A 23,337-nucleotide genomic window follows, 5' to 3' on the forward strand; every position below is an offset into this window, starting at 1 on the left:
GGGCGCTTGGAAGCTAGCGGCAAGCTGCCCCGCGCAATTTGCGCTGGCGCAAAGACACGAAGGTTTCGGCGGGCGAGAGACGCTCGCATGAACCATGCGGACCCATCCACTCGTCGTTTCTCCGGGCTTCAGGACTTCGCCGCCATGCTCGAGCGGCACGGCCGTTTGCACCGCATCTCGCGCCCGGTTTCGCTCGTGCATGAGGTAACGGAGATCCACCGGCGCGTGCTCCAGGCCGGCGGGCCGGCGTTGCTCTTCGAGAAGCCGGTCGATGCCTCCGGGCGCGTCTCAGACATACCGCTGCTCGCCAATCTCTTCGGCACCGGGGAGAGGATCGAGTGGGGCCTCGGGCTTCCGGCGGGCGGCCTGCCGCGGCTTGCCGAAATGCTGGCGGACCTGCGCGAGCCGAGATCGCCGCAGTCGCTGAAGGATGCCTGGAGCAAGCTGCCGCTGCTCAAGGCCGCGCTCGCGATGCGGCCGCGACGCGTCGCCCGACCGCCGGTGCAGGAGACGGTCTGGAAGGGCGCGGAGGCGGATCTTTCGCGGCTGCCGATCCAATGGTGCTGGCCCGGCGAGCCGGCGCCGCTCGTCACCTGGCCGCTGGTCATCACCCGCGCGCCTGACGATCCGACCGACGTCAATGTCGGCATCTATCGCATGCAGGTGCTCGGCCCGGACCGGCTGATCCTGCGATGGCTCGCGCATCGCGGCGGCGCCCGGCACCACCGGATGTGGCAGCAGCGTGGCATGGACATGCCGGTGGCGGTCGCGATCGGCGCAGATCCGGCCACAATCCTCGCCGCCGTGATGCCGCTGCCGGAAGGCATGAGCGAACTTGCCTTCGCCGGGCTCTTGAAAGCGCAGCGGCCGCCGGTTGCGCCGGCACTGACCGTTCCGCTCTCGGTCCCTGCCAATGCCGAGATCGTCCTCGAAGGGATCGTTTCGGCAGAGGAGACCGCCGAGGAAGGCCCCTATGGCGATCACACCGGCTACTACAACGCCGTCGAGCGCTTTCCGGTGATGACGCTCTCGGCGATCACGATGCGCCGCAAGCCATTCTATCTTTCGACCTATACCGGCCGCCCGCCCGACGAGCCTTCGAAGCTCGGCGAGGCGATGATGGAGCTCTTCCTGCCGCTGGTGAGGCGGCAATTCCCCGAAATCGTCGATCTCTACCTGCCGCCGGAGGCCTGCTCCTACCGCGCGATGGTCGTGTCGATCGACAAGCGCTACCCCGGCCAGGCGAAGCGCATCATGATGGGGCTCTGGTCGATGCTGCCGCAGTTCAACTACACCAAGCTCATCGTCGCCGTCGATCCGGATATCGACGTGAAGAACTGGGGTGACGTCATCTGGGCGCTGTCGACCCGCTTCGACGCCAGCCGCGACGTGACCGTCCTCAGCGACACACCCATCGACTATCTCGATTTCGCCTCGCCGAAGCCGGGGCTCGGCGGCAAACTCGGGCTCGACGCGACCCGCAAGCTGGGGCCGGAGACGGAGCGCGAATGGGGCCGCGTACTCGAAATGCCGGCGGAAGTGGTCGGGCGGGTCGATCGGCTGTGGGCCGAACTTGGCTTGGGAGAAATGGCGTGAACAAGCAGCGTGTGGTCGTCGGCGTTTCGGGTGCTTCGGGAGCCGCGCTGGCGCTGAGGGTCGTCGAGCGCCTCAGGAATATCCCGTCCGTCGAGACACATCTGATCGTCTCGGATTCCGCCAGGCGCACGCTGATGCACGAGGTCGGCCCGCATGCGCTGCATCAGTTGCTGACGGTCGCCGATCGCAGCTATCCGGCCGGCGATATCGGCGCGGCGACGGCGAGCGGCTCCTTCAGAACCGCCGGCATGATCGTCGTTCCCTGCTCGATGCGGACGCTTGCGGCGATCGCTGCCGGCCTTGCCGACAACCTCATCGTGCGCGCTGCCGATGTCCATCTCAAGGAGCGGCGAAGGCTCGTGCTGATGACGCGCGAGACGCCGCTGCATCTCGGCCACCTGCGCAACATGACGGCCGTTACCGAAATGGGCGCGATCGTCATGCCGCCGGTGCCGGCCTTCTATCACCGGCCGCAGAGAGTCGAGGAAATCATCGACCACCTCGCTGCCCGCGCGATCGACCTGATCGGCCTGCCGGTCGCGCCGCTCGCGACCGAATGGGACCCGCAATCGCTCGTTCAGAACGCCGTCGCGAGAACCAGAGGGTCGGCGTAGAAGAGGGCGGCGTGACCGCCGGCGAGAAGCCACAGAGTGAGCGCCGCGGTCGCCGTCGCCGCAATTGCAAGCGACATATCGCCGGACAGGGGCGTGCGCCCGGAAAAAAGCGCCGCCAAAGGAAGGATGGAGGTCTTGGCGGCCTGCCGGTGCCAGTCGTCCCCGTGCCGGCGACGGGCGCGTCTCTCCAGCATGGGAATGGCGCCGAGTGCGAAAAGTGCGAAGCCGCCGAAGAGGATCAGCGACCGCACGTCGCCGTTGGCGACGAGGTGGCCGAGCGCCCAGATGGCGAACCCCCAGAGAACAGGATGGCGCGTGATTGCGACGATCGCGCCCGGCCTCTGCCCCTGGCGGATCGAGACCGAGAGGGGGTTGATGCTGAGGAGGCCGGCGAGCACGAGGAAGACGCCGATCGGCGCCGCGACGAGCGTCACCCAGGCCTGCCAGGCCGCGGGCTCCCACAGCGGGATATAGTCAACGTTCAGCGCCGCGTAGAACACCCAGCCGAGCACGAGGATGGAGACGAGCGAATAGAGCGAGAAATAGGCCGCCCGTCCAAGCCGGTCGATCAGCCACGCGCGGATGGCAGGCATCGCCGGAATGGAGTGGAGGAGCAGGAAGACGACGAGCGCCAGTAGGAATTGTAGCATCGTATTCAGTCTCAGAATCCGTTGAGTGCCAATTTGCCCCTCATCCCGCTGCCGCGACCTTCTCCCCGCTTGCGGGGAGAAGGGAGATGCCGCACCGCCAAGTCCCCTCTCCCCGCCTGCGGAAAGTAGACCACCTGGCCCATTCTATCGGTCGATGAACAGGACTGCGGCGCAGGCGACCGACGCCAGCACTGCGGCGACCGTGCCGGTCCGCTGCAGCACGCCCATGCGATAAAGCACGAGCGAGAAGATGATGATGATCGGGGTGGCGACCGAAAGGCCGATCTGTGCGTCGTTCATTGCTATCTCCGTTTTCCACGGAAGATAGCGTGCCGGCCGCACCAGTCTTTGATCGGGCGCAAAGAAGCGGCCGCCGCTTTCTCCTATCCGCTTTATCGTGATCGATAGAGCGGAATGCGGGATGAGGAAAACCCCGCACAGTTTTCCTCATCCCGCTCTGTGCGGAGATGCGGCATGCAACAGGCAGCGGCGGCCGGCGCGGCCGGCGAAGAGGAAGCGGACACCTTCATTCTCTGGGTTCTGATCTGGAGCGAACTTGCCGCCTTCGGCATTCTCATCGGCGCCTTCCTGGTCGCCTCGATGATCGCGCCCGAGGATTTCGCCGTCGCGCGCCTGCATCTCAAGCCGGCCATCGCCGCCCTCAACACGCTCGTGCTCCTGACCAGCGGCTGGCAGGCGGCCAGAGCGGCGGGCAGGGGAACCTCCGTGCCGACCAGGCGTCGGGCGCTGGTGTTCGCGGCACTCCTCGGCTTCGCCTTCGTCGCCGTCAAGCTCTACGAATACGGCACCGAAATCCGCTTCGCCGGCGAGGCCGAATTTCGGACCTTCTTCGAGCTCTACTTCATCCTGACAGGCTTTCACCTCGTCCATGTCGCCTTCGTCGGCGTCCTCCTCCTGCTCGTCGCCTGGCGGCTGCGTCCGGCCAATGTCGATCTTGTGACCACCCTCTGGCACGTCATCGACCTCGTCTGGATCGTCATGTTCCCCATTCTCTATCTGGTTTGACACGATGAGCGATCTCGGCCCGCGACAGTTGAAGAAGACCTGGGGGATCCTCGTAGCGATGGTCGTCGCTGGCATGCTTTTGTCGCGCTGGGTGCAGGAGCCCGCCGCTCCGATCGTTTTCGCCGTTCTCCTGCTGCTGCTCGCGGTGCTGAAGGCGCGCCTCGTGGTGCTTGATTTCCTCGGCCTGCGCTCGGGCCCGCCGGCTCTTCGCATGAGCCTCCTTGCATGGCCGGCATTTTTCGCCCTCGCGGCTGCGGCGAAAGCGCTCATCTCGGCCGTTTCACTCGCCGGTTGAAGCGCTCTTCATCCTTGTTTGCCGAAACGCAAAGAAAGCGCGCCGCGAATCCCTAGAAAAGATCACGTTTGCCGGCGGCGCGGGGAATACGTCCTGTGGCCCCACCGGCGGGGATTTGTTCAGGCCGGCCAGCACTTTGCGGCCTCCCGGAATCGAAAGGACCATGGGATGGCAGAACGCCTTACCAAGACAGGGGCACGCAACGTCTTCTATGGCGGCTCCATTTTCTTCTTTGCGATCTTTGTCGGCCTCACGGCCCACAGCCACTACTACATGAAGACCGAATCCACCGACGAGACGACGCTGACGGCCTCGGTCGCACGCGGCAAGCACGTCTGGGAGAAGAACTCCTGTATCAACTGCCACACCCTGCTGGGCGAAGGCGCCTATTTCGCGCCCGAGCTCGGCAATGTGTGGAAGCGCTGGGGCGGCGAGAGCGACCCGGAAAGCGCGCGCGAGACGCTCAAATCCTGGATGGCGGCGCAGCCTTCCGGCGCCGAAGGGCGGCGGCAGATGCCGCAGTTCAATCTCACCGAACAGGAATTGAACGACCTTGCCGACTTCCTCGAATGGACGAGCCGGATCAAGACGCAGAGCTGGCCGCCGAACGAGGCGGGTTGAGCCGGCGGGACAAGGAGAAAAGACATGAAGTATCAAACGCAAAAGGTCGCGATGCTGTATTTCTACGGCGCCCTCGGCCTGTTCCTCGCCCAGATCCTGTTCGGCGTTCTTGCCGGCACGATCTATGTGCTGCCCAACACGCTCTCGGAACTCTTGCCCTTCAACATCGTCCGCATGGTGCACACCAATGCGCTGATCGTCTGGCTGCTGATGGGCTTCATGGGGGCGACCTATTACCTGCTGCCGGAAGAGGCCGAAACGGAGCTCTATAGTCCCAGGATCGCCATCGCCCAGTTCTGGATCTTCCTCGTGGCGGCGGTAATCGCCGTCGTCGGCTATATCTTCCACATCCACGAGGGCCGGGAATTCCTTGAACAGCCCCTCGCGATCAAGGTCGGCATCGTCGTCGTCGCGCTGATGTTCCTCTTCAACATCACCCTGACGGTCTTGAAGGGCCGCAAGACGACGGTAACGAACATCCTGATCTTCGGCCTTTGGGGTGTCGCGATCTTCTTCCTCTTCGCCTTCTACAATCCGATCAATCTCGCGCTCGACAAGATGTACTGGTGGTATGTCGTGCACCTGTGGGTCGAAGGCGTCTGGGAACTGATCATGGCCTCGGTTCTCGCCTTCCTGATGATCAAGCTCAACGGCATCGACCGCGAGGTCGTCGAGAAGTGGCTCTACGTCATCGTCGGCCTGGCGCTCTTCTCCGGCATCCTCGGCACCGGCCACCACTATTACTGGATCGGCGCACCGGGCTACTGGCAATGGATCGGCTCGCTGTTCTCGACGCTCGAGGTCGCACCCTTCTTCACCATGGTGGTCTTCACCTTCGTGATGACCTGGAAGGCCGGCCGCAAGCACCCGAACAAGGCGGCACTCCTCTGGTCGATCGGCTGCTCGGTGATGGCCTTCTTCGGCGCCGGCGTCTGGGGCTTCCTGCATACGCTGTCGTCGGTGAACTACTACACCCACGGCACGCAGGTCACCGCCGCGCACGGACACCTCGCCTTCTTCGGCGCCTATGTGATGCTCAACCTCGCCGTCATGGCCTATGCGATCCCCGAGATCCGCGGACGGGCGCCCTATAACCAGTGGCTGTCGATCGCCAGCTTCTGGGCGATGTGCAGCGCCATGTCGGTCATGACCTTCGCGCTCACCTTCGCCGGCGTCGTCCAGGTCCACCTGCAGCGCGTGCTCGGCGAGAGCTTCATGGCCGTGCAGGAGCAGCTTGCCCTCTTCTACTGGATCCGCCTCGGCTCGGGCGTCGTCGTGCTCATCTCGGCGCTGATGTTCTTCTGGGCCGTGCTGGTTCCGGGCAAGAGCCGGAGCCCGGTCCTCAACCCGGCCGCTCAACCGGCGGAATGATGCGAAGCGGTCGGCCCGTACGGCCGGCCGCCCCGCCCCAAAACCCGATATCGGAGCCTTCTCATGAACATTGCCCTGAAAAACCCGCTGAAGGCGGACTGCGACATCCCGGCCTATTCTCCCTCGGGCCAGGAATGCGCCCTCTTCGAAAGCGCCTGGACCCGCCAGCTGCCGCTGCTCCTGAAGGGTCCGACCGGCTGCGGCAAGACGCGCTTCGTCGCGCATATGGCGGCACGGCTGGGCCTGCCGCTTGCAACCGTATCGTGCCATGACGACCTCGCCGCAGCCGACCTGACTGGCCGTTATCTCCTCAAGGGCGGCGATACCGTATGGGTGGACGGACCGCTGACCCGGGCCGTCCGCGAAGGCGGCATCTGCTATCTCGACGAGATCGTTGAGGCCCGCAAGGACGTTGCCGTCGTTCTCCATCCGCTCACCGACGACCGGCGCATCCTGCCGCTGGAGCGCACCGGCGAGGTGCTCGAGGCGCCGCCCGGCTTCATGCTGGTCGTCTCCTACAATCCCGGCTACCAGAACCTCTTGAAAACCCTGAAGCCGAGCACGCGCCAGCGTTTCGTCGCCATTGAGTTCGACTTCCTGCCGAGGGACCGCGAGATCGCCGTAGTATCCGGGGAGAGCGGTCTCGACGAAGCCCGGGTCGCGCCGCTCGTCGACCTCGCGCATCGGCTGCGGGGCCTCAAGGGGCACGACCTCGAAGAGGGCGTCTCGACGCGCCTCATCGTCTATTGCGCAAGCCTCATCGACAGTGGACTCGCGCTCAAGGATGCGGTGCTGGCAACGATGATCGAGCCGCTGACCGACGAGCCGGACGTCAAGGCCGCGCTGATCGAAATTTCCGACGCGGTCATCCGCTAGAGCGGGATGAGGAAAAGTGTGCGCGGTTTTCCGCTCGCATCCCGTTCCAACCGTCTAAAGGACAGGACAATGCTGGACTTTCTCGAGCTCGAAGAAACGGTCGGCCGCGCCTGGCACCGCTTCATCGGCAACACCCGCAGCTGGCCGCGCTTCCCGGACGAGGCCGTCCGGCTCGAAGACGTCCAGGCGGTGCTCGCCGTCTATTTCCGCGGTCTCGGCGGTGAGCGGGCGGTGCAGATCGCACAGGCCCGCGGCCGCACGTCGGCGCACCGGCTGCGGCTGCGCCAGCGCATGGGGCTCGGCGAGGAAAAGCTGGTGCAGCCGGCACGCGACCACGCGACGCTGATGCTGCCGGGGGAGATCGATCTGTTTCCCTCCCGTCGCCTCAACCGCGACCTCTATTTCTGGCTGGCGGCGGTGATGGCAGTCATGCCGCTTTCGCCGGTCAACGCCGCCGACCCGCTTACGCGCGACCTGGCGCTCCTTTCCCGTGCGGACCAGATGGTGACGTCGGTGCTCGCCACCTATCCCGCCATGCGCCCGCGCTATCGCCGCCTCTCAAGGGCGGTGCTCAATGTCCGGCAACGGCGCTCGCTTCCTTCCGTCGAGCAGCACGTCGAAAACCGCATCCTCTATCTGTTGAGAAAGGGCGCGGGGCTGAGCGACGACGTGCTTCCGATCATCTTTCCGCAGAAGGCGCCGCCCGGTTATCTCCCGATGCTGCCGGTGCCGCTGTGGCCGGACGCGCTCTTGCGCCAGGAGACGCAGGGACGCCGCGAGGACGAGCCCGCCCGCGGTGGCGGCGGAGCGGAAGGAGCGGAGACGACGCGCCACGTCGCCACCCGCGAGGCTCAGCGGCAGTCGGAGCGCAGTCCCTTTATCCTCAACCGCTTCGAGAAGATCCTCGCCATGGCCGAAATGGTCAATGTCGACCGCCCGGCGAACGACAGCAACGACCATGATGCCCAGGCCGCCGAGGAACTCGACGAGATGACGCTCGGCGAACGCCAGGGACGGCCGGCGGCGCGCTTCCGCTTCGATCTCGACCTGCCGCCCGAGGCGCTCGACCGCACGCCGCTGACGGCCGAGCTCACCTATCCGGAATGGGATTATCGCAGCGGCAGCTACCTGAAGGACCATTGTTGCGTGCTCGCAGGGCCCGCATCCGCGGAGGGTGTCGCCGGCGAGGCGGACCCTGCGGCGAAGAGCCTGATCCGCCGCGTCCGCCGCCAGTTCGAAGTGCTGCGGCCGCGCCACGAAATGCTGAGGGCGCAGATCGACGGGGCCGATCTCGATCTCGATGCGGTCGTACGCGCCCGCACCGATCTCATGGCCGGCGGGCAGGGGAGCGACCGCATCCATATGATGAGCCGGCCGCAGGCGCATGATCTTGCCGTGACGATCCTGGTCGACGTGTCGCTTTCGACCGATGCCTGGTTCGACGATCTCCGCGTCCTCGACGTCGAGAAACAGGCGCTCCTGGTTCTGGCGCACGGGCTCTCGGCCTGTGGCGACAGCCACGAGATCTTGACCTTCACCTCGCGGCGGCGCGACTGGGTGCGGATCGAGACGGTGAAGGCCTTCGACGAGGCGATGAGCGCGACGGTCGAGTCGCGCATTGCCGCGCTGAAGCCCGGATACTACACCCGCATCGGCGCCGCGATCCGCCATGCAGCGGCAGGTCTCGTCAAGCGGCCGAACCGCCGCCGGCTGCTGATCGTCCTGACGGACGGGAAGCCGAACGATGTCGATCACTACGAAGGACGATTTGCGCTTGAGGACAGCCGTCGCGCCGTCGGCGAAGCCCGCCGCTCTGGCGTCAACGTGTTCGGGGTGACGGTCGATCGCGAGGCGAAATCCTATGTGCCGGTGATCTTCGGCCAGAACGGCTACGCCGTCGTCAGCCATATCGGCAGGCTGCCGCAGGCCTTGCCGGCGATCTATCGCGGCCTTGTAAGATAGACGGGGGCAGGCCGCGACGCGGAGGCCCGGCATGCGCGTACATGCCGGGCCTCTCTGTCTGGGGCAAAACCGGATCTCGCGGCCGTCGGGTATCGGGACCCTCGGGGATCCGGCGAGTGACGTAATTGTGCAGATTTCCGCCATTCGGCGGTCAGATGCTAAGAACCGCAGTGGGTCGATCTTTCGCCTCGGCAGGCCAGCGGCCGGTGCTTCGAAGCGAAGCGCCGGCCTTGAGTCCTACAGTTCCACTTGCTCAGAAATGGCAAGGGCGTCGTCCACCTCTATTCCGAGGTATTGCACTGTGCTCTCCAGTTTCTTGTGGCCGAGCAGGAGCTGGAGGCGTGCAGGTTGCCCGTCTTCTTGCAAATATGCGCCGCCTTCGTTCTCCTCAGCGAATGCGTGCCGTAGCGTTTGGGATCTGGAAGTGACCTTTCGCGTGGGAAGCGGTCGTCGCCAAGCTGATCGCCGAATGACGTGTCGCGCCCCATTCCGGACCGGCAGATTCTTGCTTGGCTTGGCGATGAGGGATCGCAGACGTTCAACTGCGACCGGGGTTGACCGCAGCTGGAACTGTTCCCCCGCTTATTTGTATATCTCGGCTAGGTCGCGTAGATCCCAGTTCCCGCCAGACAACACCGCACAGACTTTTTCATCGGGCTTGACGTCGATGATGCCCGCCAACAGTGCTCCGACGCCGATCGAGGCGGCTGGTTCAGCGATCAATTTCGCATCCTTGGCAAGCGCACGCATCCCGGCGATGATGTGCTCGTCTTCAACAAGAACAATCTCGTCCACATATTTTTCGATGATCGGATACGGGTTTTGACCCGGAACACTTAACCTCAAGCCATCCGCAATGGTGTTCTTCAAGGGAAGCGATGTGCGCTCCTTGTTTATCCGGCTGTGAAAATACTTCGGTGTCAAGGCAGGCTCTGCCCCAATAACGCGCACCGACGGCTTCGTTTCCTTGATAGCCGTTGCGATTCCCGAGATCAGGCCTCCGCCGCCTAAGGGAACAATGACCGTGTCCACATCGTCCAGGTCCTCGAGTATTTCACAGCCGATCGTTCCCTGGCCAGCCATTACAACGGGGTCCTCGAAGCCGTGAATAACCGCATACTTGTTTCCTTCAGCGATTTCGTAGACCTTTTTCCATCTAGCAGCATTATCACCATCAAAAAGAATGACTTCCGCCCCAAGGGCTTTCGTGTTTTCGATCTTGATTTTGGGTGTGGTGATCGGAAGGACCAATATCACTTTTACGCCGAGCATCTTGGCCGCGTAAGCAAGCGCCTGGGCATGATTGCCCGACGACGTCGCGATAATGCCGTTTTCGATCTCTTCTCTTGAGAGCGAGAGAGCCTTGTTCAGGGCGCCGCGGATCTTGAAGGCGCCAGTAATCTGAAGGGTTTCGGGTTTGAGATAAAGCTGACAGCCAGCCGCTTTCTCGATTTTCTCCGCACGCAAGAGCGGCGTGTGCCTGACGTGCGGTTTCAGCCGTTCCCGGGCTTCACGGATGTCCTGAATGGTGGGGTAGTTGCGCATGGTCATCACTCGAAAAATTGAAAGAAGGTGCCGACGTTATTGGCTACTGCGTTCTGATAGATTTTGCTGGCGGTCGTATTGTCTTGTATGGCCATCCCCGTGGAATCGAAAATCGTGATTTCGTCATCACTTTCGCGTCCCGGCTTCCGTCCCAGCAATACCTCGCCGATTTCTCCATGAATGTCGCTTTTGGCGATGATGTTTCTATCCAGCGGATGCCAGGTCTCGCCCTTTTCTGTGCATTGCGAGATCGAGTCGACGACGACTTTCGCGTTCCGGAATAGCTCCGGATCCAGTTCCTGTTTGCCCTGCTGGTCTGTACCGATCGCAACGATGTGCGTGCCGGGCTTCACCCATTCCGCTTCCACAAGCGACCCTTTTCCGCGGGTCGTCGTAATCAGGATATCGGCCTGCTCAACGGCTTCTTTCTTGGAGTTTGCCAGGATGACAGGAATGCCAAACTCGCTTTCGATATCCGTCTTGTATTTGGAAAGCGTCTCCGGGTTATTGTCCCATGCGTGGATCTCTTCGATCTTCATGATCTCGTTGATCGCCCGGATTTGCATTCTTGCCTGATTGCCTGTCCCGATCGATGCGATCGTCCTGGCGTTCTTCCTCGCCAGGGCCTTGACGGACACGGCTCCAGACGCCCCCGTTCTGAGACCAAGGATCAAGCTTCCATCCATGACGCAAATCAACGCACCGCTCCTGGCGTCAAACAGGAAAATGGTCGCCATACCATTGGGCACGCTGTGTGCAGTCGGGTTGTCGACGAACCCCCCAGAAGAGGCTTTCATGGAGATCACTTCATTGGCTTTGTAGTAGCCAAGCTTGAAGTCAATTTCCCCGCGAGGCGACGGGAGATCTATTCCTATATAGTCGGGCTGCTCCACCTGATCGCTGTTAAAGGCCTTATATGCCTCTTCCACCGCGCCGATGACTTCCGTCATGCCGATTAGCCGTCTTACGTCATCTTTCTTAAGCAGCAGCGTTTTCATGCATGACCTTTCTAACTTCTGGCATCGGCACAGGACCGAAATCACGATAGTCGGAGAGCGGGGAGATTAGTGGCCGGATTCGCCTCGACTGGAAGCAGATTGCTCTGTATCGCATAGAAGCTTTGGCAGAGAGTTGCAGCCGGCGCCTTTCCGAGTGCAGGCATCGGCGTATAGATTCAGTCACGGTCGGCACAAGATGCGGCACAGGCGGTAAAGCTTAGCGCGAACGCGTCGCGCATGTCCGTACGTCGGGAGGAACTGCTGTCTTATGCGGGTTACCTTGAACCTTGAAGACACAGGCCGGAACCGCATCATGACCAGCCAAGCGATCATTCTCGAGAAGATGACACCAAAGCATCTGGACAGGGCATTGGAACTGTCCCGCCAGGTCCAATGGCCGCATCGGCGCGAGGATTGGGAACTGGTTCAGTCAATCAGCCAGGGAATCGTCGCACTCGAAGAGGATCGCCTCGTCGCGACCGTCATGATGACGCCCTATGGCGATGACGTCGCCACCATCAACATGGTCATCGTCGATGCCGCGATGCGCGGCCGCGGCCTCGGCCGGAAGATGTTGGAAAAGGCGCTTGCCAAGGCGGGAGAGCGCACCTGCTATCTGGTGGCGACGCAGGAAGGTCTTCCGCTCTATGAGAAGGTGGGTTTCGCTTCGACTGGCGAGACCGTGCAGCACCAGGGCGAGCCGTTGCGGGTTGAGGCGCCGGCCCATGTAACATGGAGCGAGAGCGGCGATCATGCTTACTTGGTGGCGCTGGACCGCGCGGCAAACGGCCATGACCGTTCGGCATTGATGGAAATTCTGCGCGAGCGGGCGAAGTTCGCTGTCATTCGCGAGGACGGCGAGATCCAGGCCTTCGCGGCGATCCGGTCTTTCGGCCGTGGGCTGGTCATCGGACCGGTGGTAGCGAGAAGCGCTTCCGAAGCCAGGGCCCTGATCGATTTCCTGCTCGCCCATCACCAGGGCAGGTTCGTCCGTATCGACACGGATGTTTCCACGGATCTTGCAGGATGGCTCACCGCGCGCGGGCTCAACCACGCCGGCTGTGGGATCAAGATGCGACGTCCCGGGGCCGGGGGCGGGCAAAGCAAGCCCACGTATCACCGCAACTACGCGCTGGTCAGTCAGGCACTCGGTTGATTTTGGTGGAAAAAATGAGTGGACTCGCTTGTCGAACTCGACGGTGCGATCTGCCTCATCCACTCGCCATCCTATCGCGGCCATGAGGCGGCGGGCAGGTGCTGAAACGGCCAAGGGCGCGACTGTCACCGCGACCGGGCATAAGCTCCTCGACGAATTCGCAAGCTCTGCTGTGTCAATGCGGATACGGGCAGGACACCATCTCACCCAACGTCGCGAACGCCAACTGCGTCTATAGCGCTTGATACATAACGAACGCGTTAACGTAGCCAGGCGTCGGGTGCCTGAACGCGCCGGGCAACGTGCCCACGACTTCAAAACCCATTTTTTGCCATAGCGAAATGGCCCGCCGGTTGGTGCTCACGACGAAGTTGAACTGCATCGCCCGATACCCGTGGGCGCGGGCAGTTGCCATTGAGTGTTCGCACAAACTACGTGCGACGCCTTTACCGGTCGCATCAGGCGCTGTGACGAATCCACAGTTGCAAACATGCTGACCACCGCCAGCCTGATTGGGACGCATGTAATAGGTGCCGAGGATGGCGCCCGCTTGCTCGGCAACGAAGACTTCCTTGTCTGCTCCCATCCAGTACGCGAGAGCCTCTGCCCGGCTCAGGTTGGGATCAAGCGCATAGGTTTCTCCCGCTCGGATCATGGGCTCAATAATTGACCAGACGGCGGGAGCGTCTGCGGATGAGGCGGGCCGAATATGCATGGCGGCATAGTTAGCCTTTGCGGCAGGTGCTGAGAAGCGGGTCATATTTTGTCCTTTGCTGACTGGCAAAAGGCGGCTCCGCCCTCGGCGCCTCGACGGTTGCATCACCCTCCGCGCGAAATTCATCACCTTCGACTGCCTCGGCACGCTGATCAACTTTCAGATGGTGGAGGCGGCGCGCGATCTTTACGGCAAGCGAACGAGGGAGCAGAAGATGCTTCTATAGCCCGCCGGTTCTTCGGTTGTCGTCTCTCATCAATCTATCGGCACGAGATGCCGGCTGCTCATCAATGCCCGACGGCCGCCACACCGTCGGCATCAAGGTCTCTACGTGGTTCCTCTTGGAACAGGCTTTCCAGCGGCAAATGCGCTTTGACCAGGGGCGATTTCAGCACGACGAAGCTGAAGTACTTGTCAATGCCGATTTCCCAATCGAGGAGCCGCTCCATCAACGTCTGATACTCTTCGATTCCGGCGGTGACGAATTTTACGAGATAATCGTAGCCTCCGGAAACCAGATGGCACTCGATGACCTGATCGACCTTCTCGATCGCATTAAGAAATCTGGCGAAGTCCAATTGACGGTGGTTCTTCAGCGTGATCTCGGTGAACACCGTCAACGTCTGGCCCAGTTTTCCGATATTGATCTGGGCAGAATAACCCTCGATATAGCCCTCCGCCTGTAGCTTTTTCACGCGCAACAAACAGGGACTTGGCGAGAGATTGACCATTTCCGAAAGCTCGACATTCGTCATTCGGCCATTCTTCTGCAATGCGCTAAGTATCTTGACGTCGATGCGATCAAGTTTCATTGGCTAGCTCCCGCTGATGAGGATGGCGCGGATGTCGTTGATGTTGGTGTTGGCCCGAGGATGACGAGATCCCCGATGGCCTTAAAGCCGCATAACTATCGTGGCGCGCGAGCATCTCCTTCGGATTAAAACCGCACTTGTTCATGCGCGCGAGTGTGTTGGTGCCATGAGAGAGCCTGCCGGCGGCGATCATCTCAGGTCCGATGCCGTCGCCGGGTAGGGTTGCGATGGAATATTCACGCATCAAACCTCTCCGCAGCGTTATTCGCTCAAGCTCGCTGGCAGCGGCCGTTACTGCGCCTTCGGCGCCATGCGGTAGGCGTCGACGCCGCGACTCCGTCGAGAAGCAGTCTCCGGCGGAGCCGGAGAGGAAGCATCCAAGATGGTGCTTGCTCCGCGTCGAACCGGCGGCACCGGCATCCTCAGCGCCGCCTGGCAGGTTATCCTTCCGAGCTGTCAAATTCCGCGGGGAGCGCTGGTCAGCGTTGATCGAGCAATTTTATCTGGAGATCTTCCCAGTGCTCCTGGAACGCCTCCCGCGCCGTATCGTAGTGGCGGCTTCTCAAGCTGTTGATGAGCCGCTCGTGTTCCTCCGCCATTTCTTCGGCAGTGGCGTAGAAATCCTGCCGCTGTGCGAGGAGAAGCTCGATCTCGCCCTCGAGGTCTGAATAGGTTCGCTTCAGTCGAGCGCTGCCGCTAGCGGCAATGATCGCGCGGTGGAAGTCACGGTCCGCGGCAACCAGCAGGGATCTGTCGGAGGAGAGAGTCGACGTTCGCATAACCTCGACCGCCTCCAGCGCCAGAGGTGGGATGACCCCGGTCAGCACGATCAGACGAATGGCCTCGCCCTCGATGGCGCCTCGCACGCGTGTGATATCGACAATATCGTCAGGCCCGAATTCGGGCACCACAAAGCCTCGGTTCGGTATCTGACGCAGCAGGCCCTGCGTGACGAGCACCTGGGCTGCTGTACGGAATGTATGCCGCGAGGTCGAATGCTCCTCGCACATCTTCACGTCGCGGAGGAACTCGCCCGGTCGGAAATCTCCCGACAAGATGCGCCTCCGTAAGGCGTGGGTCAGGCTTTCCACAGCGCTAGCGGGCAAGAGCTCGACATTCGTCTCAAGATCTTCGGCTTGATTTTTGGCGTGCAGCGGCGGCATGGGTGTGGCTTTGCTCGTTGATTTGTTTGCATACCTACGCCACATGCGGCGGCGTAGGGCAAGGGAGATGATATTGCGCCTCCCGGCTGCATGGTGGGTCCTAGATCTGCACGGACCGAAGCGCCTCGTCGACGCCCTCGAGCAGACGCGCCGCGTTGGTCGATGTGAAGATGAGCGGGGGCCTGATCTTCAGGATATGCGCGTCCGCTCCGGTCGCGGAAATGAGGATGCGCCGGTCGCGCAAGGCATTGACGGCTGCAAGTGCGCGGTCCATGTCCGGCGTTTTCCGGTCTCTATCCTTGACGAGTTCGACGGCGAAATAGAGGCCGGCCCCGCGAACATCGCCGACGAATTCATATTTCTTCTGCAGGACCCGGAGGCCGTCAAGGATTTCGCCGCCGACCTTGGCGGCGTTGTCCATCAGGCCCTCTTCGAGGATCGTGTCGAGCACCGCCCTTGCAGCGGCGATGGCGACGGAGTTGCCGCCAAAGGTGTTGAAGTAGCGCATGCTGGATCCGAATTCGGCAACGAGTTCGGGCCGCAGGACTACGCCGGCGACGGGATAGCCGTTGCCCATGGGCTTGCCCATGGTAACGATGTCCGGATCGACCTTGTGGCGGGAGTGACCCCAAAGATGGGTGCCGGTCCGCCCGAATCCGGACTGCACCTCGTCGGCGATGAACAGGCCGCCCGCCTTGCGCACCACTTCCGCCACCGGCGCCAATACGTCCGTCGGATCGACGTAGAGACCATCGGAGGAGAAGACGGAGTCGGCGATGAAGGCCGCTAGGCCGCCGCCATGCCGCTCCATGTCGGCGATCTGCCCAGCGACATCCTCCGCCATCCGCCGGCCGATTTCCTCGACGGGCAAACGATAGGAATCCGGCGCCGCGACCGTGCGAGAATAGGGATCCAGAGCCGACTTTTTGCCGAGCGACGGCGAGATTGCCGCCACCGCGCCGCTGTTGCCGTGATAGGCTTCGGCCGTGACGATGACGCCGGTCTTGCGCGTGTGGTAACGCGCGATACGCAACGCGAGATCGTTGGCTTCCGAGCCCGTGCATGTGAACATCGCGCATCCGGTTCGGCCGAGTTCGCCACCGAAAGTATTGATCAGGGCTTCGGCATAGTCCAGCAGGGGCTCCTGCATGTAACGCGTGTGGGTGCAGAGTATCTCGAGCTGCTTCTGGATCGCCTCGACGACACGCGGATGAGAGTGACCCAGCGATACCACGTTGTTGTAGGCGTCGAGATATTCGTTGCCGTGCTTGTCATAGAGGAAGACGCCCTTGGCACGGGAGATCTCAACCGGCGACCTGTAGAAGAGGCGATAAGCGGGCCCGAGCAGCCTTTGCCGCCTGGCAACATGCGCCAGATCTTCACTTGTGAGATGAGACGTGTCCTGAGGGTTGAAGCCATTTGGCATGTCGCCACGGAAGCCCTTGGGCAGGGTAGTCGCTTGCTTGGACATCACGGTTCCTATCGTGTCAGAAGTTCGGATATCTGCGCGGTCGAAATCGAGTGGAACCACTCGAGGTGGGCCCAGCCGGCTTCGGTATTGCGCAGGATATAGCGGCTATTCTCGGGGAAGATTTCGGCGCGCCAGCACGTCAGCAGCGCACGGACCGCAAGACGGCCCATCGACAGGAAGGGGATGAGCCGGAGCTCCTCTTCCGTCAATTCGGCGTGGCGGAGATAGCCGCGCAGAACGTCGCGCGGTTCATCGAACAGGTCACGCCGGTTTCCATGGTCGAAAGTTCTTGGCATTTGATTCATCAACGCCGTGGAGACATCGACGGCGATAGCGGTACGGACCGCATCGCCGAAGTCGATGACGCCGGTCAGGAACTGCGGGCTGGCATGATCGACGACCAGGTTCGACGTATTGAAGTCGTTATGGAGCACTTGCCGCCGGCACAGGTCGAGCCCCGGCTTGACTTCGGCAAACCGCTCGAGCGCGCGGACGGTCCAGGCCCGCTTGCCGCTCCCGGGGATGAATCTCAACAGATCGGTGAGATCGAGCAGATGGGTGACGTCCCATGCCACCGCCCGGCCGTCTGCGGGGTGCGAGAAATCGGCCATGGAATGCCGCAGCTTTGCGAGGATTTCGCCGATCCGTTCGCGCTGTGGGGCTGTGCAAGATGTCCGGTCGAGCGGAGTACCGGGGAGGAAGGTGATGAGCCGCACCGCTCGCTGCTCGCCGGCACTGGTCGTGACGACGGGCAAATCCGCGCCGTCGACGTCACGAAGCGCACGGGGGATGGGTAGGTCAGGGGCCCGCTGCTCGAGATGACGCATCAGTGCGACCTGGAAATCGAGCTCCTCCATCCGCTCAGATGGATGAGCGATCTTTAGCACGAACTTCCCCCGGGCCGCGCAGTTGAGGAGGAACGTGTCGTCCTTCTCGGTTTCAAAGCGCATGGCCGAGCCACGCGCGCCATATAGTCGTTCGGCGATTTCTTCGGCTTCCGCAGCGCCCACGGGATGGCACGGCTCGGAAAGCTCAGGGACGCGGGCTGGCCCGCACTGATGCCTGTGATCCATCTTCAACTCATTCAGATCCTGCCTCGAGAATGGGCAGCTCGATGGCCCCAGTATCTCACGTTTCAATTTTTGTACAACAATTTTTTCGATTGGGACCTTTTGCGGCTGGGGGCGTCAGTCTTTTTGCTGCCGAATGAACGATTGACGACCGGGCAGAATGCTCCGATGATTCTTACAAGTGACGGAAAAGACGGAGAAATTGCAACGATTTAACTAAGAAATTTGTGTTGATTGAATAGCGACGCACTCAAGCTGTCGGGAGGTAGCGGGATGGCGACCATTCAAAAAATTGTTGGACAATTGCTTGCCATCGCCGCAAAGTTATGCCAGGGTGCTCCCACTGGCCGGAAAGCAGCAATCAAGGTGGAGTGCTCCGCCTGGGTGGATTGGCCCGGTATAAAAAAGGCACAGAAAACGAAACTGATCAGATGCGGACTCTCAAAGATATCTGCGTCGCTGCCGCATTGCGGTCTATCCGCACGGCGATCTCATGCCCACTACGATGATCTTGTATCGGCACACTGTGCCGTGGAAACTTGGAAGGATTACACGCCATGACCCAATTTCGACCGAAGTACGTCACCTTCGACTGCTACGGCACGCTCACAAATTTCGATATGGCCGGGGCTGCGCGGCGCGTCTACGGCGAGCGTCTCTCCCCAGAAGCGATGGCCGGCTTTGTCGAGGCCTTTAGAGGCTATCGCCTTGACGAGGTGTTAGGGCCATGGAAGCCTTTCCTCGAAGTGGTGCACAATTCCATCGAGCGCAGTTGCAAACGCATCGGTATCCCGTTCAAACCCGAAGACGCGCAACGCATCTATGACGAAGTGCCAACCTGGGGTCCGCACCCGGACGTCCCGGCTGGCCTGTCCAGGGTGGCCGAGGAAATTCCGCTGGTCATCCTGTCGAACTCCATGAACAGCCTGATCATGTCGAACGTGGAAAAGCTGGGCGCGCCCATCCATATGGTGATCACGGCAGAAGAAGTCGGGGCATACAAACCTCTGATGAAGGGCTTCGAATACATGCTCGACAAGCTCGGCTGCGGGCCCGAAGACATCACCCATGTGTCCTCATCCTTCCGCTACGACCTGATGACCGCCTATGACCTGGGCATCAAGAGCAAGGTCTGGGTCAACCGCGGCCATGAGCCGGCCAATCCCTATTACGAATACACCGAGATCAAGGATATCGGCGGGTTAGCCGCCGCCGTTGGCCTGGAGCCAGCCCTCAAGCGCGCCTGAAAAACCGGCGCTCAGGTGCTGTTGCTGTGATGGGAGCGGGCGGTTCATTCGCCCCTTCTCTTTACGTTTGAAGGGGAGCAAGCATGGCCTTTCGGGGCCCCTTCCGCACGAGTAACCTCCTGGCGACAGAGGACAGTGTGATCCGGCGTGACGCAACGGCACATCGGGCTCGACGCGTTTGTTACGCGGCCGCTAGCGGTCGTCCGCGTAACATGCGGGAGTGACTGTGGGCCGATTTTCCAGTTCCCATCTATCCTGACAGCTCGACGGGTTCGCGGGTCTGTGGTGCGTAATGCCGGATACGGGCAGGACAGCATCGCCATCCAACCCGAACGCCAACTCGTGTATAGCGCTCGAAGGCGGCGGGAGCGTCAGTGGATGTTGCGGGGCGGATATGCACGGCGGCATGTTCACTGGGAAATGGCGGCGCCGCCGTTCGACGTCTCGGCGGTGGGATCACCGTCCATGCGCAATCGAAAGGGCCGATCGGACTTCGAGGTCAGAATTTTCTGCTGACGAGCCGAGGAAATCGACCGGTAGAGCGGCTGAGGCGAGCCTATGATTGCTCATAACGCAAACAGATCCCGCCAAGAAAAGGACGAAGCGCATGACCACTTTCCGCCCGAAATACATCACCTTCGACTGCCACGGCACGCTGATCAACTTTCAGATGGCGGAGGCGGCACGCGACCTTTACGGCGACCGAATGAGCGAGCAGAAGATGCTGCAGTTCATCGCGGACTTCTCGGCGTACCGACTCGATGAAGTCATGGCCGACTGGAAGCCCTATGCGGAGGTGGTTCATAACGCACTGGCGAGGACCTGCAAACGCAACGGCATCGACTTCAAAGACGAAGACGCCCAGATGGTATACGAACGCGTTCCCACGTGGGGGCCGCATCCGGACGTTCCGGCGGGCCTTGCCAAGGTGGCCAAGGAGATTCCGCTGGTCATCCTGTCAAATGCGATGAACTCGCAGATCATGTCCAACGTCGAGAAGCTCGGCGCGCCCTTCCATGCCGTTTACACCGCCGAACAGGCTCAGGCCTACAAGCCGCACTTCCGGGCCTTCGAATATTTGCTGGACATGCTTGGCTGCGGTCCGGAGGACATACTGCATTGCTCCTCCTCGTTCCGCTACGATCTGATGTCCGCACATGACCTCGGGATCAAGAACAAGGTTTGGGTCAATCGCGGCCACGAGCCGGCCAATCCCTATTACGGCTACACCGAGATCGCCGGCATCTCGGAATTGCCGGGCGTCGTCGGTCTCTGAGGAAGTCCGAATACATTTGAAAATCTCTCTTCCAGCGGCCCGATAACGAGCCTCGGTTTGCCCGAGTGTCGAGGGGCTGAGGGGGCGATTACGTGCCGCCTCGTTCGGCAATGGCATCACGAGCCCGGCGCCGATGAGGTAACTTCCGGAACCGGGACCGAGACAATCGTGCTGAAGGCGGGGATTGTGGTTCCCCGCCATCAGCAGCAAACGCCCGGCCTTTACGCGGGGCGCCGCGGACTGGACGCAATCTCAACGGTCGCATTTCGGATGAACATGCCGCCCGCTCCAAACAGTGCGAGGGTCTCAATCTTGGGTGCTTGTAACGATACGGCTCCAGACAACGGCGAGGGTCATTTCGACGGCACCCAGCTGGTCTGCGCGCCCTTCACCGAAGCATATTTTGGGGCCGCCGCCGCTATTCTGGCGACAAAGCCAAGCCCTGCGGAAGCACGCGACCTGGGCGAGCTGCTCCTGCGCCACTACGGATTGACGGGAACGCTCAGGGTTCTGTCCTCGGAAGTCGAGTGTACCGCAGAGGTCGCACTGTCGAACGGCGATCGGTTGATCCTCAAAACGTCAGCGCGGCCGGAAGGACGAGACAGTTTCCGCTTCCAGGCTGCGGCTCTTTCAGGGCTGGAAGGTGCTTGCGGTTTCGCAGCACCTCATATCGTGCGTACCGGCGGGGGTACGCTGATGTTCGAAGAGGAGGATATTTGCGGCTACCTGCAGACCCGACTTTCGGGGGTGCCGCTGCACCAGGCGAACGTAAATCCGGAGGTCCTTAACCGGGTCGGCCAGGCGCTTGGTAGGCTCAGTTTGGCTCTCGAGCCTCTGAGATTGCCCGCTATGCACCGCCCGATCCTCTGGCATGTCGGATGCTGGCCGAGGCTAATGGAACTGGAGAAGCACCTGCCATCGGGACCCGTTGCAGAATCCGTGCGTGTTGCCATGCGCGACTACGTCGAGCTTATCGAGCCGCAACTGCGCGAGATAGCATGGCAGGTCACGCACAATGACCCCAACCCGTTCAACACACTCCTGACCGAGGATGGTGTCGCGTTCATTGATTTCGGCGACGGCTGCTGGGCCCCGCGCATTCAGGATCTCGCGATTGCGGCGAGCCACATGGTGACGGATCCGTCTCTGGCTCTGGGCGGCGCAGAAAGTCTCATCGCCGGTTATGCCGCCGTGCTTCCACTTTCCGCGCTTGAGGCGAAACTGCTCGTCGGGCTGATAAGGGCGCGGCAGGGCGCCCTCACCCTGATCAACTACTGGCGGGCGGACCTGTTTCCGGCCGAGTCAGCGTATATCAAAAAGAACGTGGCCCGAGCCGAACACGGACTCTCTATCCTATCGGCGCTAGGCGTTGAGGAGGCCGAGATGGCCGTGCGTCGCGTGCTGCCTTAGCCCGGCGTTGCTGGAGGCACTCGGAGTGTTTGGTCACTCGCCTTGGAAATCAGTACGGTAACTCGCGACCTTCTCGCGCAAGGAAAGTTAAGCAGGATCAAGCTATGTCCACAGATCTCATGCCCAACCGCTACACTCCCGGTGAAGCTGACGTTCCTCAGCGTGAGTCCGAGCTGATTGCCCGCCGCGACAGAGTATTAGGCTCCTCCTATCGGCTCCAATATCGCCGACCAGTCCATTTCGTTCGCGGCGAAGGCATGTGGCTCTACGACCCGGACGAACGTCGCTATCTGGATTTCTACAACAATGTGCCCTCTCTCGGGCATTGCAATCCAGAGATCAACGCCGCCATGGCAGAACAAGCCGGCCGAATTAGCGCAAATACCCGCTATCTCGAACCGAGGCTTGTCGACTATGCCGAACGGCTCGTGGCTACCTTTCCCCAGGAGTTGGGCCGCGTTGTCTTTACCTGCACGGGAAGCGAATCGAACGATCTGGCGCTCCGGATCGCCCGGCTGGCAAGCGGTAATGAGGGCGTGATCGTCTCGTCATACGCATATCACGGAACAAGCGCGGCCACGGCGATGGTGTCGCCCAATTTGGGTGATGCCGTCAGGCTCAGCCCTTCCGTGCGCATGGTGTCTCTACCGGGTCCGGCAGGCATTGCGGAATCACAGGCAGCGGATTTCTTTGAAGCGCAGGTGCGAGCCGCCATTACAGACCTGAACCGGCGTGGCATTGGCGTCGCGGCCCTGCTCATCGACAGTATTTTTTCGAGCGACGGCGTCTGGGTGGACCCGCCTGGCTTCATCGCCGGCGGCGTCAGGGCGGTGAGGGAGGCGGGTGGCCTCCTCATTGCCGATGAAGTTCAGCCGGGATTTGGACGAACGGGCACACACATGTGGGGTTTTGGGCGGCACGAAGTTGTTCCGGACCTCGTTACCCTCGGCAAGCCCATGGGCAACGGATTTCCAATCGGCGCGGTCGTCGGCCGTAAGGCACCGATGGATCGCTTTGGCGCCACTGCCCGGTACTCGAACACCTTCGGCGGCAATACCGTCGGGATCGCGGCGGCTGACGCCGTCCTGACAATCTTGCAAAGGGATCGGATCCGCGAGCATGCGCACGCCATGAGTGAGCGCCTGAGGCTGGGGTTGGAGCATCTTGCCAAGCTGCACCCCGGCATTCGCGGTATTCGAAATGCCGGGCTGTTCTTCGGCATCGACATCGGATTGGATGGAGCGGGAGAGGCCAGCCGGCGCGCCATGGCTTTGGATATCGTAAACCTGATGCGTGACGATGGCGTTTTGATCAGTACGACGGGCGCCAACGAGGATACGCTGAAGGTGCGCCCGCCGCTGATTTGCCAGGCGGAGCATGTGGACCGGTTCCTCGAAGCCATGGAGTGCGCGCTCAAGAAGGCCGTCGCACAGGTGTAACTAGGCTGTCTTGGCGGCCGAATT

The 23,337-nt window shown here is 61.7% G+C and carries 24 protein-coding genes and 2 pseudogenes; 15 read left to right on the forward strand and 11 right to left on the reverse strand.

Going from position 1 to position 23,337, the window contains the following annotated elements:
- Nucleotides 1-87: 87 nt before the first annotated feature.
- Together RHIBR816_RS0121960 and RHIBR816_RS0121965 are read left to right on the forward strand one after the other, a co-directional pair.
- Nucleotides 88-1,596: a UbiD family decarboxylase gene (locus tag RHIBR816_RS0121960; protein ID WP_018238758.1), complete on the forward strand. Its 1,509-nt coding sequence runs from the start codon at nucleotides 88-90 to the stop codon at nucleotides 1,594-1,596.
- The gene (locus RHIBR816_RS0121965; RefSeq protein WP_018238759.1) at nucleotides 1,593-2,210 is read left to right on the forward strand and encodes a UbiX family flavin prenyltransferase; all 618 of its coding nucleotides are present in this window, start codon (nucleotides 1,593-1,595) and stop codon (nucleotides 2,208-2,210) included. The genes RHIBR816_RS0121960 and RHIBR816_RS0121965 overlap by 4 nt, the downstream gene beginning before the upstream one ends.
- On the opposite strand, the gene RHIBR816_RS0121970 is transcribed toward RHIBR816_RS0121965, so the two are convergent.
- The gene (locus tag RHIBR816_RS0121970) at nucleotides 2,174-2,860 is read right to left on the reverse strand and encodes an NnrU family protein (protein WP_018238760.1); all 687 of its coding nucleotides are present in this window, start codon (nucleotides 2,858-2,860) and stop codon (nucleotides 2,174-2,176) included. The genes RHIBR816_RS0121965 and RHIBR816_RS0121970 overlap by 37 nt on opposite strands.
- A 144-nt stretch (nucleotides 2,861-3,004) precedes the next feature.
- Nucleotides 3,005-3,160: a hypothetical protein gene (locus RHIBR816_RS36315; RefSeq protein ID WP_014327920.1), complete on the reverse strand. Its 156-nt coding sequence runs from the start codon at nucleotides 3,158-3,160 to the stop codon at nucleotides 3,005-3,007.
- A 174-nt stretch (nucleotides 3,161-3,334) separates the two neighbouring features.
- On the opposite strand from RHIBR816_RS36315, the gene RHIBR816_RS0121980 reads away from it, so the two are divergent.
- From RHIBR816_RS0121980 to RHIBR816_RS0122005, 6 genes are all read left to right on the forward strand, one after another.
- Nucleotides 3,335-3,886 carry a cytochrome c oxidase subunit 3 gene (locus RHIBR816_RS0121980; protein WP_018238761.1) on the forward strand — a complete coding sequence of 184 codons (552 nt, stop codon included), beginning with the start codon at nucleotides 3,335-3,337 and terminating at the stop codon, nucleotides 3,884-3,886.
- Between the two features lie 4 nt (nucleotides 3,887-3,890).
- Complete coding sequence (locus RHIBR816_RS0121985) at nucleotides 3,891-4,181, forward strand: cytochrome C oxidase subunit IV family protein (RefSeq protein WP_018238762.1); 291 nt, start codon at nucleotides 3,891-3,893, stop codon at nucleotides 4,179-4,181.
- A 168-nt stretch (nucleotides 4,182-4,349) separates the two neighbouring features.
- A complete protein-coding gene (locus RHIBR816_RS0121990) occupies nucleotides 4,350-4,802 on the forward strand; it encodes a cytochrome c (protein ID WP_018238763.1) in 453 nt (150 codons plus the stop codon).
- A 24-nt stretch (nucleotides 4,803-4,826) separates the two neighbouring features.
- On the forward strand, nucleotides 4,827-6,173 hold the full coding sequence (locus RHIBR816_RS0121995; protein ID WP_018238764.1) for a nitric-oxide reductase large subunit: 1,347 nt from the start codon (nucleotides 4,827-4,829) through the stop codon (nucleotides 6,171-6,173).
- 63 nt (nucleotides 6,174-6,236) lie between these two features.
- Nucleotides 6,237-7,049 (forward strand): CbbQ/NirQ/NorQ/GpvN family protein, encoded by an 813-nt coding sequence (locus RHIBR816_RS0122000; RefSeq protein WP_018238765.1) that lies wholly within the window; start codon nucleotides 6,237-6,239, stop codon nucleotides 7,047-7,049.
- Between the two features lie 69 nt (nucleotides 7,050-7,118).
- Entirely contained in the window at nucleotides 7,119-9,011 is a 1,893-nt protein-coding gene (locus tag RHIBR816_RS0122005) for a nitric oxide reductase activation protein NorD (RefSeq protein ID WP_018238766.1), read from the forward strand.
- A 237-nt stretch (nucleotides 9,012-9,248) separates the two neighbouring features.
- On the opposite strand, the pseudogene RHIBR816_RS38510 reads toward RHIBR816_RS0122005, so the two are convergent.
- From RHIBR816_RS38510 to RHIBR816_RS0122020, 3 genes and pseudogenes are all read right to left on the reverse strand, one after another.
- Nucleotides 9,249-9,430, reverse strand: a pseudogene (locus tag RHIBR816_RS38510) (integrase); the annotation flags it as partial.
- Between the two features lie 163 nt (nucleotides 9,431-9,593).
- Nucleotides 9,594-10,562, reverse strand: a complete 969-nt coding sequence (locus RHIBR816_RS0122015) for a pyridoxal-phosphate dependent enzyme (protein WP_018238767.1) — start codon at nucleotides 10,560-10,562, stop codon at nucleotides 9,594-9,596.
- Complete coding sequence (locus RHIBR816_RS0122020; protein WP_018238768.1) at nucleotides 10,562-11,554, reverse strand: ornithine cyclodeaminase family protein; 993 nt, start codon at nucleotides 11,552-11,554, stop codon at nucleotides 10,562-10,564. The genes RHIBR816_RS0122015 and RHIBR816_RS0122020 overlap by 1 nt, the downstream gene beginning before the upstream one ends.
- Nucleotides 11,555-11,867: 313 nt before the next feature.
- Between RHIBR816_RS0122020 and RHIBR816_RS0122025 the strand changes: the two genes are divergently transcribed.
- Nucleotides 11,868-12,710 carry a GNAT family N-acetyltransferase gene (locus tag RHIBR816_RS0122025; protein WP_026187293.1) on the forward strand — a complete coding sequence of 281 codons (843 nt, stop codon included), beginning with the start codon at nucleotides 11,868-11,870 and terminating at the stop codon, nucleotides 12,708-12,710.
- A gap of 232 nt (nucleotides 12,711-12,942) precedes the next feature.
- Here the strand turns inward: RHIBR816_RS0122025 and RHIBR816_RS0122035 are convergent, their stop codons facing one another.
- Complete coding sequence (locus tag RHIBR816_RS0122035; protein ID WP_026187294.1) at nucleotides 12,943-13,425, reverse strand: GNAT family N-acetyltransferase; 483 nt, start codon at nucleotides 13,423-13,425, stop codon at nucleotides 12,943-12,945.
- 58 nt (nucleotides 13,426-13,483) lie between these two features.
- On the opposite strand from RHIBR816_RS0122035, the pseudogene RHIBR816_RS38515 reads away from it, so the two are divergent.
- Nucleotides 13,484-13,645 (forward strand): annotated as a pseudogene (locus RHIBR816_RS38515) (haloacid dehalogenase type II); the annotation flags it as partial.
- A 67-nt stretch (nucleotides 13,646-13,712) separates the two neighbouring features.
- Here RHIBR816_RS38515 and RHIBR816_RS0122045 read toward each other — a convergent pair.
- From RHIBR816_RS0122045 to RHIBR816_RS0122060, 5 genes are all read right to left on the reverse strand, one after another.
- Nucleotides 13,713-14,237 carry an Lrp/AsnC family transcriptional regulator gene (locus RHIBR816_RS0122045; RefSeq protein ID WP_018238772.1) on the reverse strand — a complete coding sequence of 175 codons (525 nt, stop codon included), beginning with the start codon at nucleotides 14,235-14,237 and terminating at the stop codon, nucleotides 13,713-13,715.
- Nucleotides 14,227-14,481, reverse strand: a complete 255-nt coding sequence (locus RHIBR816_RS37615; protein ID WP_084811145.1) for a hypothetical protein — start codon at nucleotides 14,479-14,481, stop codon at nucleotides 14,227-14,229. Before RHIBR816_RS37615 ends, RHIBR816_RS0122045 begins: the two co-directional genes overlap by 11 nt.
- 235 nt (nucleotides 14,482-14,716) lie before the next feature.
- Nucleotides 14,717-15,400, reverse strand: coding sequence for a GntR family transcriptional regulator (locus RHIBR816_RS0122050; protein WP_018238773.1), 684 nt, complete (start codon nucleotides 15,398-15,400; stop codon nucleotides 14,717-14,719).
- Between the two features lie 100 nt (nucleotides 15,401-15,500).
- Entirely contained in the window at nucleotides 15,501-16,871 is a 1,371-nt protein-coding gene (locus RHIBR816_RS0122055) for an aspartate aminotransferase family protein (RefSeq protein ID WP_018238774.1), read from the reverse strand.
- A gap of 8 nt (nucleotides 16,872-16,879) precedes the next feature.
- Nucleotides 16,880-17,881 (reverse strand): phosphotransferase, encoded by a 1,002-nt coding sequence (locus RHIBR816_RS0122060; protein WP_018238775.1) that lies wholly within the window; start codon nucleotides 17,879-17,881, stop codon nucleotides 16,880-16,882.
- Between the two features lie 333 nt (nucleotides 17,882-18,214).
- On the opposite strand from RHIBR816_RS0122060, the gene RHIBR816_RS37620 reads away from it, so the two are divergent.
- The 5 genes from RHIBR816_RS37620 to RHIBR816_RS0122080 all read left to right on the forward strand — a co-directional run bounded on the left by RHIBR816_RS37620 (nucleotide 18,215) and on the right by RHIBR816_RS0122080 (nucleotide 23,313).
- Entirely contained in the window at nucleotides 18,215-18,502 is a 288-nt protein-coding gene (locus RHIBR816_RS37620; protein ID WP_157628223.1) for a hypothetical protein, read from the forward strand.
- Entirely contained in the window at nucleotides 18,499-19,188 is a 690-nt protein-coding gene (locus RHIBR816_RS0122065; protein WP_018238777.1) for a haloacid dehalogenase type II, read from the forward strand. Before RHIBR816_RS37620 ends, RHIBR816_RS0122065 begins: the two co-directional genes overlap by 4 nt.
- Before the next feature lie 607 nt (nucleotides 19,189-19,795).
- Complete coding sequence (locus RHIBR816_RS0122070; protein WP_026187296.1) at nucleotides 19,796-20,464, forward strand: haloacid dehalogenase type II; 669 nt, start codon at nucleotides 19,796-19,798, stop codon at nucleotides 20,462-20,464.
- Between the two features lie 168 nt (nucleotides 20,465-20,632).
- The gene (locus tag RHIBR816_RS0122075; protein ID WP_245262648.1) at nucleotides 20,633-21,874 is read left to right on the forward strand and encodes a phosphotransferase enzyme family protein; all 1,242 of its coding nucleotides are present in this window, start codon (nucleotides 20,633-20,635) and stop codon (nucleotides 21,872-21,874) included.
- A gap of 104 nt (nucleotides 21,875-21,978) precedes the next feature.
- Nucleotides 21,979-23,313, forward strand: a complete 1,335-nt coding sequence (locus RHIBR816_RS0122080; protein WP_026187297.1) for an aspartate aminotransferase family protein — start codon at nucleotides 21,979-21,981, stop codon at nucleotides 23,311-23,313.
- Nucleotides 23,314-23,337 lie beyond the last annotated feature (24 nt).

Source organism: Ensifer sp. BR816, from assembly GCF_000378985.1.
In the GTDB taxonomy this organism is placed as follows: domain Bacteria; phylum Pseudomonadota; class Alphaproteobacteria; order Rhizobiales; family Rhizobiaceae; genus Sinorhizobium.